Source organism: Hymenobacter sp. B81, from assembly GCF_044628455.1.
GTDB lineage: Bacteria > Bacteroidota > Bacteroidia > Cytophagales > Hymenobacteraceae > Solirubrum.
Map to the genome: position 1 here is coordinate 2,025,329 of NZ_JBIYZW010000001.1, position 17,796 is coordinate 2,043,124.

The window sequence follows — 17,796 nt, forward strand, 5'->3', positions numbered from 1 at the left end:
CGCCGCCATTGTTCCATTCCCCGCTTTCCGTTGCTCATTGGCCATTCTCCATTGATAATTGTTCATTGCTAATTGTTCATTGTTGATTGCTCATTGCCCTCCTGATAAATGTTAAATGATAATTGATCAATGAAAAGCCAGTACGTGCGCAACCCCGCGCTGCCTACCATTCGCCCCGGCTACCCCGGCAACCTGAAAATCGGCCGCCAGTTCGCCAACGGCGACGCGCTCTACACCCCACAATTTTCGGACGTGCTGCGCTGGAAGCTGCTGACCAAAAACCCGCAGGCCGCGGAAAAGAAGCGCGACACCTGGGTTCCCGCCGTGCAGCCCTGCGCCGAGCTGTTGCGCCAGCGCCCCGCCGATACGCTGGTGTGGCTGGGCCACGCCACCTTCTGGCTGCGCCTGGGTGGCCTGAACATGCTGTTCGACCCGCTGCTGTTCGACCTGCCCCTCATGCGCCGCCGCCACGCCCTGCCCTGCGCGCCCCACGACCTCACCGGCCTCGACCTGCTGCTGCTCTCCCACGGCCACCGTGACCACCTCGACGAAAAGTCGCTGCGCCTGCTGGCCCGCCAGAACCCCCAGGCGCAGGTGCTTGGCCCACTGGGCGTGGCTAACGTGCTGCGCGGCGTCACGGGGGCGCTGCCGGTGCAGCAGGCCGGCTGGTGGCAGCAGTTCGACCTGGGCCCCGCCGCGCCGCTGGAAATCTTTTACCTGCCGGCCCGCCACTGGCACCGCCGCGGCCTAGCCGACCTGAACACCGTGCTCTGGGGCTCGTTTCTGCTGCGCGACGTGGCCAGCGGCCGCACCCTGTACTTTGGCGGCGACTCGGCCGAGGGCCCGCACTACTACGAAATCGAGGAGCAATTCGGCCCGCTCGACGTGGTCATCATGCCCATCGGCGCCTACAAGCCCGCCTTCATGATGCGGCGCAGCCACCTCACGCCCCACGAAGCGGCCAAGGCCACCAACCAGCTGCGCGCCGGCCACCTCGTGCCCATGCACCACGGCACCTACGACTTGTCGGATGAGCCCGCCTCGGAGCCCCTGCGCCTGCTCGAGCAGATTGCCCACGAAGGCTGGCTGGGCGCCCAGCTGCACGCACTGGCCGTGGGCCAGCCGCTGCCCCTGGCCGGGCTGGAGTGAATAGGTATTAGGTGATGAGGTGACACGTGACAGGTAACAGGTGACACGTAACAAGTGACAGGTGACAGGCAACTGGAAACTCGCAACTGGCAACTGGCAACTGACAAGCTCGGCCTTAACATCGGTCCGGGCAGCGCGTAAGCCCCGGGGACGCTGGATAAGCCAGCCCTACGCCTTACCCAACCTTCTTCTGCTATGCTGTTCGACAAACTCGAAACCCTCGACGACCTGCTGCTGATGTGCCTGAAAGACCTGTACAGCGCCGAAACCCAGCTGGTGAAAGCCCTGCCCCAGATGGCCGCCGCTGCCAAAGACGGCCGCCTGCGCCGCGGCTTCGAGCGCCACCTGCGCGAAACCGAGGAGCAGGTTCAGCGCCTGGAGCGCATCGGCAAGTCCCTGGACCTTGACCTGGGCGGCGAAACCTGCGTGGCCATGCAGGGGCTCATCAAGGAAGGCCAGAAGCTGATGTCGGAGCGGGCCACCGACGAGGTGATGGACGCGGCCCTGATTGGCGCCTCGCAGAAAATTGAGCACTACGAAATTGCCTGCTACGGCACCGCCGCCCACTACGCCGAGCGCCTGGGCTACGCCGACGCCGCCGAGCTGCTGCGCAAAACCCTGGACGAGGAAAAGTTCACCGATACCAAGCTCAACGACTTGGCCAAGAACTACCTCAACCAGAAAGCGGAATAGCGCCGGTTCGGGCAGCAGTCATTGCGAGCGAAGCGAAGCAATCCTTCCTCTAGTAGCACCGACGCCATAATACCTACTGACCGAAAACAGCCCCGCCCGAAACCAGTAACCCAGGTTTCGGGCGGGGCTGTTTTCGTGCTGACGACTTTTCGGTTTGTGCTACTCTTGCCGCCGTGCCGCGAGAGGAAGGATTGCTTCGCTTCGCTCGCAATGACAGCGGGGCCGAGCAGCCTGCGCACACAGCCCTACCGAATCTTGCCCTGCAAGTCCCAGTGGCTGTGCTTCACTTCCAGGCTACCGGGCTCCCGCTTGATGGTGCGGGTGTACCGCTCACCGGCAATGGCGCCGTTGGGCCGGCGGCGGCCGAAAAACAGCAGCACCGGCTCGCCGTGCTCGTTGGTGACAAAGGTGATGTCGTAGCCCTTAAACACGTCGTCGATGCGGGTTTTGGGTTCAAACTTCTTGCTGAGCTTCTTGTCGAGGTCGGGATGCAGGGGCATGGGCTGGCGGGAATAATGGGTTCTGGTGGCTTGGGAGTAGTACGGTCCGGCCCCCGGGCTGTTTTGGTCGAGTTGGCGCCGCCTCGCCCGGCCACCATGCGCACCCTCCCTCAACTGTTCACCCACTCCTGTCAGGTTTCACCTGTTCCCTCGTCACCTGTCACCTGTTACCTATCCCCCAGATCTTATCTTTGCCCCCCTATTTCCCCGCCTATGTCGCCCACCCTGGTTCTGAGCCTGATTGCCGGCTATTTCGTCGTGCTCGTCATCATTGCGCTGCTCACCTCGCGCAAAGCCACGAGCGAGTCCTTTTTCGTGGCCAACCGCAATGCGCCCTGGTACATGGTGGCCTTCGCTATGATCGGCACCTCGCTCTCGGGCGTCACGTTCGTGTCGGTGCCGGGGCAGGTGCTCACCGGGCAGTGGAGCTACATGGGCATGGTGCTGGGCTACGTGGCCGGCTACGCCGTCATTGCCACGGTACTGTTGCCGCTCTACTACCGCCTCAACCTGGTGAGCATCTACACTTACCTGGAGCAGCGCTTCGGGTTCTGGAGCTACAAAACCGGGGCTTTCTTCTTTCTGCTGAGCCGGGCCATCGGCGCCTCGTTCCGCCTGTTTCTGGTGGCGGGCGTGCTGCAGCTGGTGGTGTTCGACGCGCTGGGCGTGCCCTTCGCCGTCACGGTTACCGTCAGCATCCTGCTGATTTACCTCTACACCTTCCGCGGCGGGCTCAAAACCATTCTCTGGACCGACACCTTTCAGACCCTGGCCATGCTCATCTGCGTGGTGGTCAGCATCGGCCTCATCGGGCAGGAGCTGAATTTGGGCTGGGCCGGGCTGGTGCAGACGGTGCGCGAGTCGCCGCTGTCGGAAACCTTCTTCTTCGCCGACCCCAACGACAAGAAGTATTTCTGGAAGCTGTTCGCGGCGGGCATGTTCATTACCATCACCATGACCGGCCTCGACCAGGATCTGATGCAGAAGAACCTGAGTTGCCGCAACATCCGCGACGCGCAGAAAAACATGTTCTGGTTTACGCTCACGCTGGTGTTCGTCAACATCCTGTTTCTCTCGCTGGGCGTGCTCCTGTTCAAATACGCCGAAGTGAAGGGCATTGCCCTCGACCAGCTGCCCCAGCTGCTGAACCTGAAGGGCAACCTCGACACCGACAAGGTATTTCCCTACCTGGCCACCAACCACTTCTCTTTGTTTGCCGGCGTGGTGTTCGTGCTGGGCATCATTGCCGTTACCTACGCCTCGGCCGACTCGGCCCTGACGGCACTGACCACCTCCTTCTGCGTCGATTTCCTGGGCATTTCGCGCTACCCCGAGGCCCGGCAGAAAACCATGCGCCAGATGACGCACCTGGCCTTCACCGGCGTGCTCATTGCCATCATCCTGATCTTCCGCGCCCTCAACGACCAGAACGTGGTGTCGGCCGTGTTCGACGCGGCGGGCTACACCTACGGGCCGCTGCTGGGCCTCTACGCCTTTGGCCTCTACACCCGGCGCCGCCCCCAGGACCGCTGGGTGCCGCTGATCTGCGTGCTCTCGCCCCTGCTTACCTGGATGCTGGTCAAGAACTCGGCGGCCTGGTTCGGAGGCTACGAAATTGGCTTCGAGAAGCTGATCTACAACGGCCTGCTCACCTTCGCCGGCCTGTGGCTGATTTCGAGCCGCCAGGCCGTAGCCGCGCCGGTGAACCCCGCTGCCGCCGAATTGGTTAGCTAGGCCGTACCTTCGCGCTTTGTTGCGCCTTCGCCGAAAGGAGCGCCCGGTTGCCGCGGCGCTCCTTTCGGCGGCGTCCCACCCCATCCGCCTTTTCGTCCGTGAAATATCTCCTGTTGTTCGTGCTGCTGCTGGGCGTGGCCCCGCTGGCCCGGGCCCAGCGCCCCGGTGCCCGCGGCCCGGTGGTGATGCGCGCCGACCGCATGCGCCCGCAGCTTAAGCCCGGCCCCAACCGCCCCGACGTGGCCCCGGCCTTTCCCGGCGGCCAGCCCGCCCTGAGCCAGTTTATTCAGGATAACGTGCAGACGCCGGCCGCCGTGCGGGAGCAGGGCAAGTCGGGCATCGTGTTCACCAGCTTCACCGTGGGCGAAGACGGCCGCCTGCGCGAGCTGAAGGTTGACAAAGGCTTTACCCCCGACTGCGACGCCGAAGCCCTGCGCCTGCTGGGCCTCATGCCGGCCTGGAAACCCGCCACCCGCAAGGGCCAGCCGGTGGCCGCCGAGGTAACCCTGGCCGTGCCCTTCGGCAACTCCGGCGAGTTGATTGTGGAGAAGGGCAAAGTAAAATTCGAGTAAACGAGTCTTTAGAACTCAGAGAAGAGAACCAAGAGCTTAGAAGTGGATAGGCGCAGTCAGCTCAGTTCTAAGCTCTCCGATCTAAGTTCTATACCAAGAGAATGGCAGCCAGAAGCGGATTGAATACCAGCGGCACGACCGATGCGGACGTGCCCAAAGTCAAGCTTACCAAGGAGAATTTGCAGCGCGGCCGGCGGATTTTCCGCTTCGTGCTGCCCTACAAGGTGCCGTTTATGGCGGGCCTGCTGCTGCTGCTGCTCAGCAGCGTATCCACCATGGTGATGCCCAAAATGCTGGGCTACATCGTGAACGTGGCCAACCACGAGGTGGACGCGCTGCCGCCGTTCGTGCCCCAGACCATTACCGGCATTGCGCTGCTGCTCTTCGGGGTGGTGCTGCTGCAGGGCATCTTCTCGTTTTTCCGCATCTACTTCTTTTCGCGGGTCAGCGAGTTTTCGGTGCGCGACATCCGCCGCACCCTCTACCAGAAGCTCGTCACGCTGCCCATCCCGTTTTTTGAGCAGCGCCGGGTGGGCGAAATCACCTCCCGCCTGACTTCCGACGTGGCCAACATCCAGGACACGTTTACCCTCACGCTGGCCGAGTTCCTGCGCCAGATTCTGACCTTGCTGGCCGGTGTGGGCTTCATCATGTGGCAGTCGTGGCGGTTGTCGCTGTTTATGCTGGCCACGTTTCCGCCCCTGGTGCTGCTGGCTTTCCTGTTCGGGCGCAGCATCCGCAAGCTCTCCAAGCAAACCCAGGACGAGCTGGCCAAAACCAATGTCATCGTGGAGGAAACCCTGCAGGGCATCAACTCAGTGAAGGCCTTTGCCAGCGAGCAGCACGAGGTGAGCCGCTACGGCGCCGGCCTGAGCCGCACGGTGCAGGCCGCCCTGAAATCGAGCGTGTACCGCGGCGCCTTCGTGTCGTTTATCATCGTGGCCATTTTCGGCGGCATCTTCCTGGTACTCTGGCGCGGTGCTACCTACGTGGAGCTGCCCAAAACCGACCCGCGCCACCTCGACATGGGCGACCTGGTGGCCTTCATCCTCTACACCATGTTCATCGGCGCCTCGGTGGCCGGGCTGGGCGAGATGTACGGCAAGATTCAAAGCAGCCTGGGTGCTTCGGAGCGCATTCTGGAAATCCTCGACGAGGAGTCGGAGCCGGTGCACCAGCCGCGGCCGGCGGGCACGCCGCCGTTGCGCCTGCGCGGTAACATTGCCTACGAGCACGTGGAGTTCCGCTACCCCACGCGCCCCGATCTACCAGTGCTGCAGGACATCACCTTCCGCATCGAAGCCGGCGAGAAGGTGGCGCTGGTGGGGCCCTCGGGCGCGGGCAAAAGCACCATCGTGCAGCTGCTGATGCACCTGTATCCGCTCACGGCCGGCCGCATCAGCATCGACGGGCGCGACATCAACTCGCTCGACCTGACGGAGCTGCGCCAGCACATCGGCATTGTGCCCCAGGAAACCATGCTGTTCGGCGGCACCATCCGCGAAAACATCCTCTACGGCCGCCCCGGTGCCACTGAGGCCGACGTTATCGACGCCGCCCGCCGGGCCAACGCCTGGCAGTTCATTCAAAGCTTCCCCGAGGGACTGGAGACGGTGGTGGGCGAGCGGGGCATCAAGCTCTCGGGCGGGCAGCGCCAGCGCGTGGCCATTGCCCGCGCCATCCTGAAAAACCCGGCCATCCTGCTGCTCGACGAAGCCACCTCGGCCCTCGACTCGGAAAGCGAAAAGCTGGTGCAGCAGGCCATGGACGAGCTGATGCAGAACCGCACCAGTATCATCATTGCCCACCGCCTGAGCACCATCCGCAAAGTCGACAAGATCCTGGTCATCGACGGCGGCCGCATTGTGGAGCAGGGCAGCCACGACGAACTGAGCGACAACGAAAATGGCCTGTACGCCAACCTGCTCAAGCTGCAGTTCGAGCTGACGTAAGAGCTGGCCACTTCATTATCCGCTCAGCAATCGGCTGCACGGGGCTAACTTGGTCCCATGCAACCGATTGTTATTTCCGAAGTCACGGTAACTTTTGAAGAATTTGCCCACATCCATCGGCAGCTATCCGGCAGACGGCGGCTGCTGATACTACTCATGGCCCCACTGGTGTTTGGATACTTTTTCTGGGCAGATTCCGGTACTGAGCGTGGGGGCTCGCTAAATCCGACCTCAATCGGGTTTTATGCGCTGATAACGGTGGCCTTTACCGTCATGCAGCTATTCATCTTCAAGCGGGCAGTGCGCCGGGTCTACGCCAACGGCAAAAGCTTTCTGGCCCCTACCACGTACATTCTTTCCGACGAAGGAGTAAGCATGTTCAGCAGCGAAGTGCAAGCTGAGCTGCAGTGGTCGGCCATCCAGCGCGCTACGGAATTGCCGGGCTGGTGGTATCTGCAAGCCAGCGGCGCGGGCTTTCTGCTCGACGCGGCCCGCATTCAGCCGCCCGCCACGGCAGCGGAAGTCACGCAGCTGCTTCGTGGCCGCAACCTGCTTAAATAGCCCCGTTATGTACTCCATTGCCGTATCCGCGGTGCGCCTTTCGTTCTGGCGGTATTTCTATCTGGCTTGGCGCTTCACCCTCAAGGCCAATCCCCTGATATGGGTTATCGTACTTCCCCTGCTTCCCGTGGTGCTTTTCGTGGGGCAGCTGCTTACCGGGGCTATTCCCTTTGCCAGCTGGTTTAGCGGGGGTACGCTGTTCTTTTGGTTTCTGCTCGCCATCTTCTTGATGGTACCGGTTCAGATGGCGCGTACCTACCGGCAGACGCCGCTGCTCAACAGCTGTACTTCCTACGACCTGAGCGACGCCGGACTGAAAGTCGACAACCCTACGCAACGTGTGCAGTTGGATTGGTCGGTTGTGCCGCGGGCTTACCGCTTCGGCTCGTGGCTGGTGCTGCTGTCGGGCCAGCAGCAGGGCTTTTTCCTGAACCTGGACTGTGTACAGGGGCCCCATGCGGCTGATACGGTGCTGCGCCTGCTTAGGCATCACGGCGTCGACGTGCGGTAAAACCATGCCCACCCGCCTGCGCGTCACCTTCAACCCCAACTACCTCGACGTGCCCACGGTGCAGCAGCTGTTCTACGAGGCCATGGACGCCGGGGCGCGTTTCAGCCGCGGCTGGAGCCCGGCGCCCGCCGAAGTAACCTTCACGCTCTATGGCCGCTACTCCGCTCTGTCGCTGCAGCGCTTCCGGCGCCTGCTGCACCACCACGATTCGTTTGCCCGCCTGCTGGTCGACGGTCGACTGTATAGCTAAAGCTCAAGAGCAACCTGTGAGCGGCGGGAGTGTCTGTATATGCCGTTTCACTCGCTGCAAGCCAGTTGGTAGGCAGCGCTGGGCGCATTGAGCGAAACGCGTACTTTTACCGCCAGCATCACCATCCTTTTTTACTTTTTTCCTCATGTTCAACCGGACTTCGCTGCTGGCCGCCCCGGCCCTGGCCGCCGCCCTCCTCTTCTCGGCTCCGGCCGCCCAGGCCCAGCTCAGCACGCCTCAGCCCAGCCCCCGCAGCACCGTTACCCAGCGCGTGGGCCTCACCGACGTCACCATCACTTACTCGCGCCCCAGCGCCAAGAACCGCGCGGTGTTCGGCGACAAAACGCTGGTGCAGTGGGGCAAACGCTGGCGTACCGGCGCCAACAACGCCACCACCATCAAGTTTTCCGACGACGTGACCGTGGAAGGCAAGAAGGTGCCGGCCGGCGAGTACGCCATCTACACCATCCCCAACAAGACTGAGTGGACGGTGGTCTTCAACAAGAACACCAAGCTGGGCGGCGACACCGACGGCTATAAGGACGACCAGGACGTGGCCCGTTTCTCGGTGAAGCCCTACAAGCTGGGCAACAAGGTAGAAACCTTCACCATCGGTTTTTCGGACCTGACTCCGGCCACCGCCAACGTGGACATGATGTGGGAGCTGACCGGCGCCAAGTTCAAGGTAGCCGGCGAGGTCGACACCAAGGTAATGGCCCAGATCGACGAGAAAGTGGTGAAAAACACCTCGCCGAACGCCAACGACATGGCTGCTGCCGCGGTGTACTACTACGACAACAACAAGGACCTGAAGCAGGCCCTGGAGTGGATTCAGAAAGCCAACGCCACCGAGCCCCGCTTCTGGAACGTGCACACCGAAGCCAAAATCAAGCTGAAGCTGAAGGACTACAAGGGCGCCACCGCCTCGGCCGAACAGTCGCGCAAGCTGGCCCTCGACGCCAAGAACGCCGACTACGTGAAAATGAACGACGACCTGATTGCCGAAGCCAAGAAAGGCAAGTAGGCCGCAGCTTTCCGGCCCGCTCGCCCAGCGCGAGTTAGCCAGAAGCCTCAACAAAACAGCCGCCGGCCCTGAGGGCCGGCGGCTGTTTTGTTTTCCAGGTGTTGCAGCACCCGCTGCCGCGGGAGCGGCTAGGCTTCCACCAGCTCTTCTTTCAGCGCGGGCCACAGCCGCTGGGCAGCCTCGGCCAGTACTACTACCATGAAGCAGCCCAGGATGTTGTACCACAGGTAGGCAATGTCGCTCAGCCAGAACGCCAGCAGGGTAGCCACCTGGGTGATGACGGCCGCCACGAACACGGCTCGTCCCTGCACGTGCTTCTGGAAAAAGGCCACCGCGAAAATGCCCAGGATGGTGCCGTAGAACAGCGAGCCGAGGATGTTGACGGCTTGAATCAGGTTTTCCATGCGGGCCGCAAACAAAGCGAAGCCCACGCCCAGCACGCCCCAGCCCACGGTGAGCCAGCGCGAGGCCTTCACCAAGTGAGCATCGGAAGCGGTGCGGCCGCGCACGGTGGGGCGGTAGAGGTCTACCACCGTGGTCGAGCCCAGTGAGTTGAGTCCGCCGGCGGCGCTGCTCATGGCCGCGCTCAGCACCACGGCTAGCAGCAAGCCCACCAGCCCCTGCGGAAGGTAGCGCAGCACGAAGGAGATGAACACGTAGTCGGTGTCCTTGGACTTGGCTTCCACGGCCTTGGCGTCGAGGCCGGGGTTGGTGCGCTTAATCAAACCCAGCCACTGCTGCTGGATGCCGGCGCGGGCGGCCTGGGTGGTGAGCAGCCGCTGCTGGGCCGCCGCCTCGGCCACGGGGTTGCCGGCCCGCTGGGCCGCGGCCATCGAGGTGGTGGCCGCGTGCTGGGCGCGCTGCAGGGTCAGGTGCTGCTGCTCCAGCTGCCGGGCATCGGCGGCGGCGGGGCCGCGCATCACTTCCTCGTACACCGGCCGGTTGAAGGTGATGGGCGCGGGCTGAAACAAATAAAACACGAACAGCAGCACGCCAATGAGCAGAATGCCGAACTGCATGGGCACCTTCACCAGCCCGTTCATGAGCAAACCCAGGCGGCTCTGCGTCACGCTCTGGCCCGAGAGGTAGCGCTGCACCTGGCTTTGGTCGGTGCCGAAGTACGAGAGGGCCAGAAACAGGCCGCCGGTCATGCCGGTCCAGAAGTTGTAGCGGTCGGTCCAGCTGAAGTCGAAGTTGACCAGGTTGATCTTTCCCAGCCGGCCCGCCACGTGCATTGCGTCGCTGAAGCCCACCTGGGCCGGCAGGTAGCGCACCAGCAGGTAGCCCGCGGTGGCCATGCCACAGAAAATAACCGCCACCTGCCACTGCTGGGTGATGGTAACGGCGCGGGTGCCCCCGCTCACGGTGTAGGCAATGATGAGCGCGCCCAGCAAGCACACCGTGATGGAAGGACTCCAGCCCAGCACCGCCGACAGCACCAGCGCCGGCGCGTAGAGCGAGAGGCCGTTGCTCAGGCCCCGCTGCAGCAGAAACAGGCCCGCCGCCAGGGTGCGGGTGCGCCGGTCGAAGCGGCTTTCCAGGTACTCGTAGGCGGTGTAGACGCGCAGTCGGTGGTAGATGGGCACGGCCACGATGGCAATGAGCACCATGGCTACCGGCAGTCCGAAGTAGAACTGAATGAAGCGCATGCCGTCGGCGTAGGCCTGGCCGGGCGTGCTCAGGAAGGTGATGGCCGAAGCCTGGGTGGCAATGATGCTCAGCCCCACGCCCCACCAGCGGGTTTCGCGCCCGCCCAGCAGGTAGCCGTCGAGCGAGTTTCCGGCCTTGCGGGTGCGCCAGGCGCCGTAGCCGACGATGAGGGCCAGGGTGCCCAGCAGCACCAGCCAGTCGAAGCTGCTCATGCGCCCAGCGAGTTGCTAAGCCACACAAACAGCCCGATTTCGGCCGCCAGCGCGGCCAGCACCAGGGCGTACCAGGCGCGCCAGGTGGGCAGCAGGGGCGGAGACGTATCGGAGCTGGCGGAAGAACGGTGTGGCATGAGGGAAAAGCGGATGCTGGTGCAAGAACGGCAACTACGGCCAGAAGCTGCGCGGGGTGCCGTCTGGGACGGCATTCGCGGTGATGGGGCCAACGCCCAGGTCAACACGCAAAGCCAAGGAGCTTTGTCATGCTGAGCCAAAAGAGCGGTCATGCTTCATCTGGCGGCCGCGAAGGCGCAGCCGTAGCCGAAGCATCCCTCCCGCTTCATCTGGCTCCCCCTCCCCAAGGCTTCGCGCATCAAGCGAACCGGGGCCGGGGTGAGGTGCAACGAAACGGGCGAGATGCTTCGACTGCGCGGACGCCAGATGAAGCATGACGTTCTTTTTCAGCTCATGAAGCCGGGCGCTAGTTCACCTTCTGCTTGCCCAGCTCGATGAGGTTGGTGAACAGGCGGTAGGCGCCGGGCACACCGGCGGGCAGCTCGCGGAAAAACGAGAGGCCGGTGTAGATGTAGTGGCCCTTGCCGTAGTCGGCTACCAGGATGGCGCCGTCCTTGGGCGTTTCGCCGGGGTCGTTGCTGCTGATGATGGACTGGTACTTGGCATCCCAGGAGCTGGGGTAGTAGAGGCCCTGCTCCTGCTGCCAGCCCTGGAAGTCCTGGCTGGTGATTTTGTTGGGCACGTTCAGCACGGGGTGCTGGGGCCGCAGGAAGCGCACGGGGGCGTTTTCCACCGTTACGCGCTCGTTGCTGAGCTTCAGGGGATAGGGACCGATGTCGGGCAGCACGGTGCCGCGGCTCACGGTGTACTGCACCACCAGGTTGCCGCCCTTTTCCACGTATTCCAGCAACTCTTTCTGCTGGTAGCGCAGCCGGTCCACGGTATTGTAGGCGCGCACGCCCAGCACCACGGCGTCGAAGCGCTTGAGCTTGTCGGCCGAGAGGTCGTCGGGGCCGAGCAGGCTGACGCGGTAGCCGAGCTGGCGCAGGGCGTCGGGCACCTCGTCGCCGGCGCCCATGAGGTAGCCGATTTCGTCGGCGCGGCGCTTGAGGTCGAGCTTGACGAGCGGGGCTACGGCTTCGGGAAACAGCGTCTGGACCGGAATGTGGGGGTAATCGATCCGCTGAATGCCGCGGGTGTAGGCCTGGCCGTCGACGGTGGCCACGGCGCGCAGCTCGCCGGCGCCCAGGGCGGCGCCGTTGGGGCTGAGCTGGAAGCTGACGGTGCGCTCCTCGTCCTTGTTTTTGATGTCGAAAGCAATGCTGGCGGGCTCCACTTTCCAGCCGGCGGGCACCTGCAGGGCCACGGTGCCGCGGGCATCGGCGCGGCCGGCCTTGAGGGTGACAGGAACGGTTTTGGCCTGCTGGTCGGCAAAGGCGTAGGCGCGGCCGCCGATGTTCACGGCCACGGGCGGCACCACCGTCAGCGGCCGGTACAGCTCGCCGTACACGGGGTCGGTGCGCTTGAACTGGACGGGAACATCGAAGCTTAATGACTTGCCCTGCACCTCTATCACAAAGCGCAGGCTCCGGGCCGCGCTATTTTCCGGCTCACCGCGCTGCAGCTGCGCACTAACCCCGTACATGCCGGTAGTGGCAGGCTCGACCAACCAGTAGGGCTGTGACGTTGCGGTGAGCGGCCTACCCATTGGCAAAGTCGTCTTGATGACCAGCGGGGCATTCTGTACCAGTACCTTGTTGATGGTTGTATCCCCTTCCCCGGGCCCGGCTCCCCAAGGATTCTGCTCATAGGACGTCTCTTTCCAATTCCGGATGGCGGTAAACTTTACCGTTTCCTTCGACCGGTTGAGGGCTTCCACTGAAACGCGCGTGGCGCTCGGGCCGGCGGCTACGCTGGGACTTGCGGCTATAGCTTCCAGGTGCAACCCCAGACACGCCCCGATCAGCTGCTGCACTTCCCCGGCTTTTTCCCGGGCCCAAAAGTCCTCGTCGGTGTATGAAGCGAGGTTCTCGTTGGCTGGCGCATCCCGCAGCGCCATGCGCATCAGCGTCTCCCGCACCTTCAGCAGCCCTGCTACCGAGGCCGAGGGATTGGCTGGGTCATATTTCTTGATAACGTCGTCGATGAGCTTCTGCACGGCCGCGCCCTTCACGCGGTTCCAGCTCAGGTCCACGCCCTCGAAGGGGTCGGCCTTGGCTTTGTCGCCCTTCATCTGCTGCAAATACTCGATGGCCTCGCCGCGGGTGGCCGCTGCGCCGAAGCCCTGGGAGCGGTGTTGCGAGCGGCTGCGGGCGGCAATTTCACCGTAGCTCTGGCCCAGCAGGGCATTGTATTGGCCGGCGTCCACTTTCAGGTAGCCGTCCATGCTTTCGCCGGGCTTCACGAAGAACGAGCCGGTGTTCCAGAACAGGCGCTTGGGCTGCCATACCTCCACGTACTTCAGCTGCTCGGGAAAGCGCTTCGGGTCGCCGGCGGCGTCGAAGGCATCCAGCGCAAGCATGGCCGAGGCGGTGTGGTGGCCGTGGCCGGCGCGGGCATCGGGCGGGAAGCGGGTGATGAGCACGTCGGGGCGGCGCTGGCGGATAACCCACACCATGTCGGCCAGCACCTGCTCCCGGTCCCAGATGGTGAAGGTCTCGTCGGGGGTTTTCGAGAAGCCGAAGTCGTTGGCGCGGGTGAAAAACTGCCGGCCGCCGTCGATGCGGCGGGCCGCCAGCAGCTCCTGGGTGCGGATGACGCCCAGCTGCTCGCGCAGTTCGGGGCCGATGAGGTTCTGGCCGCCGTCGCCGCGGGTGCAGCTCAGGTAGCCGGTTTCCAGCAGGCGGCCGTTGGCCAGGTAGGCGATGAGGCGGGTGTTTTCGTCGTCGGGGTGGGCGGCGATGTAGAGCGCCGAGCCGAGGACGTTGAGCTTCTTGAGGCCCAGCAGGATTTCCGACGACGAGTAGGTTTTGGGCGCCTGCGCCGAAGCGGTCAATGAGTGAATGAGTGAATGCGTGAATAGCAGGGCCGGCAGGGCGGCGCGGGTGAGGCGACGAAGAAGGTGCATGCGGTGGAGCGGGTTGAGGCCGTGAAGATAACCGGCCAGGGGGCGGTCGGGGTTTGGGCAGAGGCGCAAAACGGGGAACGGGGGTTGCGCGGGGCATACCGGGGAGGGGTTTCGTCGCGGCGGAGAGGGTATTTTTCTTATCGGAAGGAGGTTTTATTGCATCGGCTTGCGTTTTTTTCTTTTCAACCACGGTTTTTATCGTATCTACCACAGGTTATATCGTGCCGGCGTAGGTTAGTATCGTATCGGCAAGAGGTTTTGTAGTGCCGGCGGCGGTCTTTATCGCAACAGAGGGGCAGTACGTCGCATCGACACGGGAATTTATCGTAGTGAGGGGCGGCGGATGCGGAAGGGGTTGGCTACCTTTTGGTGGGGCGCAGGGTGCGCCGCGCTTGATTTAGGCTGGTTATGCATGAGGCGGTGAGAAAATCGGAGGATTTGCCCGGGGCGGCGGAGGCCGTGCTGGAGCGTTTTGCGCAGCGGGTGGCGGCCCGCGATGTGCCGGAGCCGGTGCTGATGACGCCGGCCGCGGTGCAGCAGCGGCTGGGCGAGGCGTTGGCGGCGCAGCTGGGCAGCAGGGACCCGCGGCGGCAGCAGACGCTGGGGCGGCTGCTGTATGCGCTGATGGCGGAGCCCTGGCTGACGAACGCGCAGCTGGCGGCGGCGATGGGCCGCTCGGTGGCGGGGGCGCAGCGCGTGGCCGACGAGCTGGCGCGGGCGGGGCTGGTGGAGGTGCGCTACGTAGCGGCGCGGCGGCGCCGGGTACGGCAGCAGCGGCTAAGCCGGGCGGGCGAGGACTGGGTGTTGCCGCGGGCGCAGGGGGTGGGGTGAGAGGCGGATGATCCTAGCTTCGTAGCGGCGTTGCCTCGCGCGCACTGCTCGAAGCAGGTGCAAAAGCCACCACCCTACTCACCCAACCTGCCATTCCGAATAGCATGATGAACCCCACATGGAAAGCCTGCTGCCTGTTGGCTCTGCTGTTCGCCATGTCGATTGCGCTGCATGCGCAATCGGCGGTAGTGGAGAAAAGCGCGGTACCAGCCGGTATCGTGTATCAGTTTCCCGAAGCCGTAACCCGGAAAGTAAACGACTACCTGGATAAAGTCTCAGGCGAACGGGATACTGTTCGGTATGCATGCAAGCTTTACATCCGGGCGGACGGCAAATACCACATAGGCATCTGGGACTTTTATTCGGGGAAACGGAAGGATGATCTTTTATATAACCGAATTATCAGTAAGTCGAACAGACACGTTGACCTCGGCAACAACCGCTTACTGCCCGTCTTCTTTGACCACGACCTTGCGTTTGCCGATTTGGGCTCGGTGCGCACTGCTGATGGCAGAATCGGGCAGATAAAACTTATCAGCAGCTTCGACGGCTTCACCGTGACCTTCGATCATAAAGGCACTATTTATTGAGGGCGTTTCGCTGACGGACCTGCCTGTGTTCCCCAGGAATACCAACCCCAATTGAAGGTGATAAAAACTGCTTGCGTCTTAATCGGCCTTGGATTGGCTCCTATTGCCTGTACCTCATGTGCCGATAAGCCCAAGGTACCCGTGGAGGCTATGCATATAAGGCTATACGGCAGAGTGCACACGGCATCACCGGTATTGGTAAGGTATAATGGCGCCGTGGTAATCGACACTATATGGACAGTGGGGAAAGTACACAGTCAAAATATTGTCCTCAACAAGACTGCAGCCGTTCAATCGACCCTGTACTGCAAAGTCGGCGCGATTGAAGTCCTGCATCTACTACCTAAAACCCTAGAGGATACTTACAGGAGCATCACGTACAGTGACAACCGAAAGGAAATTTACATCATCCCACAAACCCGGGATGAGTTTATGGTCTATTCCCAGGACGACGTTATTCAATACAAGCAGTGAAATAGCTAGTTCGGGTAAACAGCTGAATATATATTTATCCAGAACGCAATCATGTCCTTGTATGCGCCGAAGCAGTAGAGATGCTTCGGTTTCGCTCAGCATGACGTTCTATGATGTTATCCCAAAACCCGGCCGGGAACGGAGCGGGCGGGCAAGGGGTTTAGGGTGGCGGGCGGAAAAAGCCGCCCGGGCGGGCAACGCTTCGGCCGGAACTTCGTCCGTAGCCTACCACCTGCCCCACTCACCCCAACGCGCCCGCAGCGGCGCCCTTTTGCATGAGCGTACTGCACCGTCGTCCGTGGCTGGCCACCCTTGGCCTCGCCCTGTTGCTTCCCCTGGCGGCTTCGGCCCAAACCGCGGCCCCGGCTGCGCCCGCCGCGCCCCAGCAGTGGACCCACCTCGACCCCAAGGCCAACGGCGTGATGGGCATCAGCACCGACCGCGCCTACGCCGAGCTGCTGAAGAGCCGCACGCCCACCCCCGTGGTGGTAGCCGTCATCGACTCGGGCATCGACACGGCCCACGCCGATTTGAAGAGCGTGCTGTGGAAAAACCCGCGCGAAATAGCCGGGAACGGCAAGGACGACGACGGCAACGGCTACGTGGACGACGTGCGCGGCTGGAGCTTTCTGGGCGGCAAAGACGGCCGCAATGTGGACGTGGACACCTACGAGGAAACCCGCCTGGTGGCCCGGCTGAAGCCCCTCTACGAAGGCAAAAGCCGCGCCTCGCTCTCCAAGGCCAAGCAGGCCGAGTTTGACCTCTACCAGCGCGTGAAGAAGGACTACGACAAGAAGGTGGCCGAGGAAACCCGCCACGCCAAGGAGCTGGGCCCGCTGGCTGAGCAATTGGCTGGCATAACGGGGCAGCTGAAGCAGGTGCTGGGCGTGGAGCGCCTGGACACGGCCGTGCTGCGCCGCCCCCCGGTGAACGACCCCAACCTGCGCCAGCTCACCGACGAGCTGTACGGCAGCCTGAAAGCCTCGGGCGCCCCCGACATGGAAACCGTGGTGAAGCAGCTGCAGGAGGCGTCGTCGGAAGCCCAGAACCACCTGAAGTACTCGCTGAACCTGGACTTTAACCCCCGCGGCATCGTGGGCGACAACGCCGACAACGTGAAGGAGCGCCACTACGGCAACGCCGACGTAACCGGCCCCGACGCCACCCACGGTACCCACGTAGCGGGCATCATCGCCGCCGACCGCCGCAACAACCTCGGCATTCTGGGTGTGGCCGACGCGCCGGTGCGCATCATGGCTTTGCGGGCGGTGCCCAACGGCGACGAGCGCGACAAGGACGTGGCCAACGCTATTCGCTACGCCGTCGACAACGGGGCGAGCATCATCAACATGAGCTTCGGCAAGTACTACTCGCCCGACCGCGACGCCGTGGAAGACGCCATTCGCTATGCTGCCCAAAAGGGGGTGTTGCTGGTGCACGCGGCCGGCAACGAGTCGCGCAACATCGACCAGGAAACTCACTTCCCGGCCCCGGTGCCGGAAAAGGGCAAGGCGGCCCACCCCAACTTCCTGACCGTGGGCGCCTCGGCCAGCTCCAACGACGCGCAGCTGGTGGCCAACTTCTCGAACTACGGCAAGCGGGTAGACGTGTTTGCGCCCGGCGTAGCCATCTACTCCACCATGCCCGGCAGCCTCTACGGCAGCCAGAGCGGCACCAGCATGGCCGCCCCCACGGTGGCGGGCGTGGCGGCGGTGCTCAAAAGCTACTTTCCCCAGCTCACGGCCCCCGAGCTGAAGCGCCTCATCATGCAGTCGGCTCAGCCCGTGCACACCAAGGTACCCCAGCCAGGCGACAAGAAGACGGTGGACTTTGCCCAGCTTTCGAGCACGGGCGGGGTGGTGAACCTGTACCGGGCCGTGGAGCTGGCCGCGCAGGCTTCGGCCGCGGGCGGCGGCTCGTCGGCGGCGGGCAAGTAAGCCCCGGTCCCGGCGGCTATTCCGGCAACAGGCCGCGGCTGGTGCCGCGGCCTTTTTTTGCGCCGGCCGGC

16 protein-coding genes are annotated in these 17,796 nt (G+C 63.3%); 12 read left to right on the forward strand and 4 right to left on the reverse strand.

Features of this window, described 5'->3' with window-relative positions:
• Positions 1-129: 129 nt before the first annotated feature.
• Both ACE191_RS08890 and ACE191_RS08895 read left to right on the forward strand, forming a co-directional pair.
• Positions 130-1,149 (forward strand): MBL fold metallo-hydrolase, encoded by a 1,020-nt coding sequence (locus ACE191_RS08890; protein WP_400191844.1) that lies wholly within the window; start codon positions 130-132, stop codon positions 1,147-1,149.
• Between the two features lie 195 nt (positions 1,150-1,344).
• Entirely contained in the window at positions 1,345-1,842 is a 498-nt protein-coding gene (locus tag ACE191_RS08895) for a ferritin-like domain-containing protein (protein ID WP_400191845.1), read from the forward strand.
• A gap of 245 nt (positions 1,843-2,087) precedes the next feature.
• On the opposite strand, the gene ACE191_RS08900 is transcribed toward ACE191_RS08895, so the two are convergent.
• The gene (locus tag ACE191_RS08900; RefSeq protein WP_400191846.1) at positions 2,088-2,342 is read right to left on the reverse strand and encodes a hypothetical protein; all 255 of its coding nucleotides are present in this window, start codon (positions 2,340-2,342) and stop codon (positions 2,088-2,090) included.
• A gap of 213 nt (positions 2,343-2,555) precedes the next feature.
• Here ACE191_RS08900 and ACE191_RS08905 point away from each other — a divergent pair, with 213 nt between their 5' ends.
• From ACE191_RS08905 to ACE191_RS08935, 7 genes are all read left to right on the forward strand, one after another.
• Complete coding sequence (locus ACE191_RS08905; RefSeq protein WP_400191847.1) at positions 2,556-4,076, forward strand: sodium:solute symporter; 1,521 nt, start codon at positions 2,556-2,558, stop codon at positions 4,074-4,076.
• A gap of 98 nt (positions 4,077-4,174) precedes the next feature.
• Positions 4,175-4,648, forward strand: coding sequence for an energy transducer TonB (locus tag ACE191_RS08910; RefSeq protein WP_400191848.1), 474 nt, complete (start codon positions 4,175-4,177; stop codon positions 4,646-4,648).
• A 101-nt stretch (positions 4,649-4,749) separates the two neighbouring features.
• Positions 4,750-6,600 (forward strand): ABC transporter ATP-binding protein, encoded by a 1,851-nt coding sequence (locus tag ACE191_RS08915; protein WP_400191849.1) that lies wholly within the window; start codon positions 4,750-4,752, stop codon positions 6,598-6,600.
• 57 nt (positions 6,601-6,657) lie between these two features.
• Positions 6,658-7,161, forward strand: coding sequence for a YcxB family protein (locus ACE191_RS08920; RefSeq protein WP_400191850.1), 504 nt, complete (start codon positions 6,658-6,660; stop codon positions 7,159-7,161).
• Positions 7,162-7,168: 7 nt separating this feature from the next.
• A complete protein-coding gene (locus tag ACE191_RS08925) occupies positions 7,169-7,672 on the forward strand; it encodes a hypothetical protein (protein ID WP_400191851.1) in 504 nt (167 codons plus the stop codon).
• Positions 7,673-7,676: 4 nt separating this feature from the next.
• Complete coding sequence (locus ACE191_RS08930; RefSeq protein ID WP_400191852.1) at positions 7,677-7,922, forward strand: hypothetical protein; 246 nt, start codon at positions 7,677-7,679, stop codon at positions 7,920-7,922.
• 145 nt (positions 7,923-8,067) lie between these two features.
• Positions 8,068-8,946 (forward strand): DUF2911 domain-containing protein, encoded by an 879-nt coding sequence (locus ACE191_RS08935; RefSeq protein WP_400191853.1) that lies wholly within the window; start codon positions 8,068-8,070, stop codon positions 8,944-8,946.
• Between the two features lie 128 nt (positions 8,947-9,074).
• On the opposite strand, the gene ACE191_RS08940 is transcribed toward ACE191_RS08935, so the two are convergent.
• The 3 genes from ACE191_RS08940 to ACE191_RS08950 all read right to left on the reverse strand — a co-directional run bounded on the left by ACE191_RS08940 (position 9,075) and on the right by ACE191_RS08950 (position 13,893).
• On the reverse strand, positions 9,075-10,808 hold the full coding sequence (locus tag ACE191_RS08940) for a sodium:solute symporter (protein ID WP_400191854.1): 1,734 nt from the start codon (positions 10,806-10,808) through the stop codon (positions 9,075-9,077).
• Positions 10,805-10,945, reverse strand: coding sequence for a hypothetical protein (locus ACE191_RS08945; protein WP_400191855.1), 141 nt, complete (start codon positions 10,943-10,945; stop codon positions 10,805-10,807). Before ACE191_RS08945 ends, ACE191_RS08940 begins: the two co-directional genes overlap by 4 nt.
• Before the next feature lie 347 nt (positions 10,946-11,292).
• Positions 11,293-13,893: a PIG-L family deacetylase gene (locus tag ACE191_RS08950; RefSeq protein ID WP_400191856.1), complete on the reverse strand. Its 2,601-nt coding sequence runs from the start codon at positions 13,891-13,893 to the stop codon at positions 11,293-11,295.
• A gap of 420 nt (positions 13,894-14,313) precedes the next feature.
• Here ACE191_RS08950 and ACE191_RS08955 point away from each other — a divergent pair, with 420 nt between their 5' ends.
• The 3 genes from ACE191_RS08955 (at position 14,314) to ACE191_RS08965 (ending at position 17,725) form a co-directional block, all read left to right on the forward strand.
• Positions 14,314-14,724, forward strand: coding sequence for a MarR family transcriptional regulator (locus tag ACE191_RS08955; protein WP_400191857.1), 411 nt, complete (start codon positions 14,314-14,316; stop codon positions 14,722-14,724).
• A 104-nt stretch (positions 14,725-14,828) separates the two neighbouring features.
• Positions 14,829-15,314: a hypothetical protein gene (locus tag ACE191_RS08960; protein ID WP_400191858.1), complete on the forward strand. Its 486-nt coding sequence runs from the start codon at positions 14,829-14,831 to the stop codon at positions 15,312-15,314.
• A gap of 749 nt (positions 15,315-16,063) precedes the next feature.
• Positions 16,064-17,725 carry a S8 family peptidase gene (locus ACE191_RS08965; protein ID WP_400191859.1) on the forward strand — a complete coding sequence of 554 codons (1,662 nt, stop codon included), beginning with the start codon at positions 16,064-16,066 and terminating at the stop codon, positions 17,723-17,725.
• The last annotated feature ends 71 nt before the right edge of the window (positions 17,726-17,796 follow it).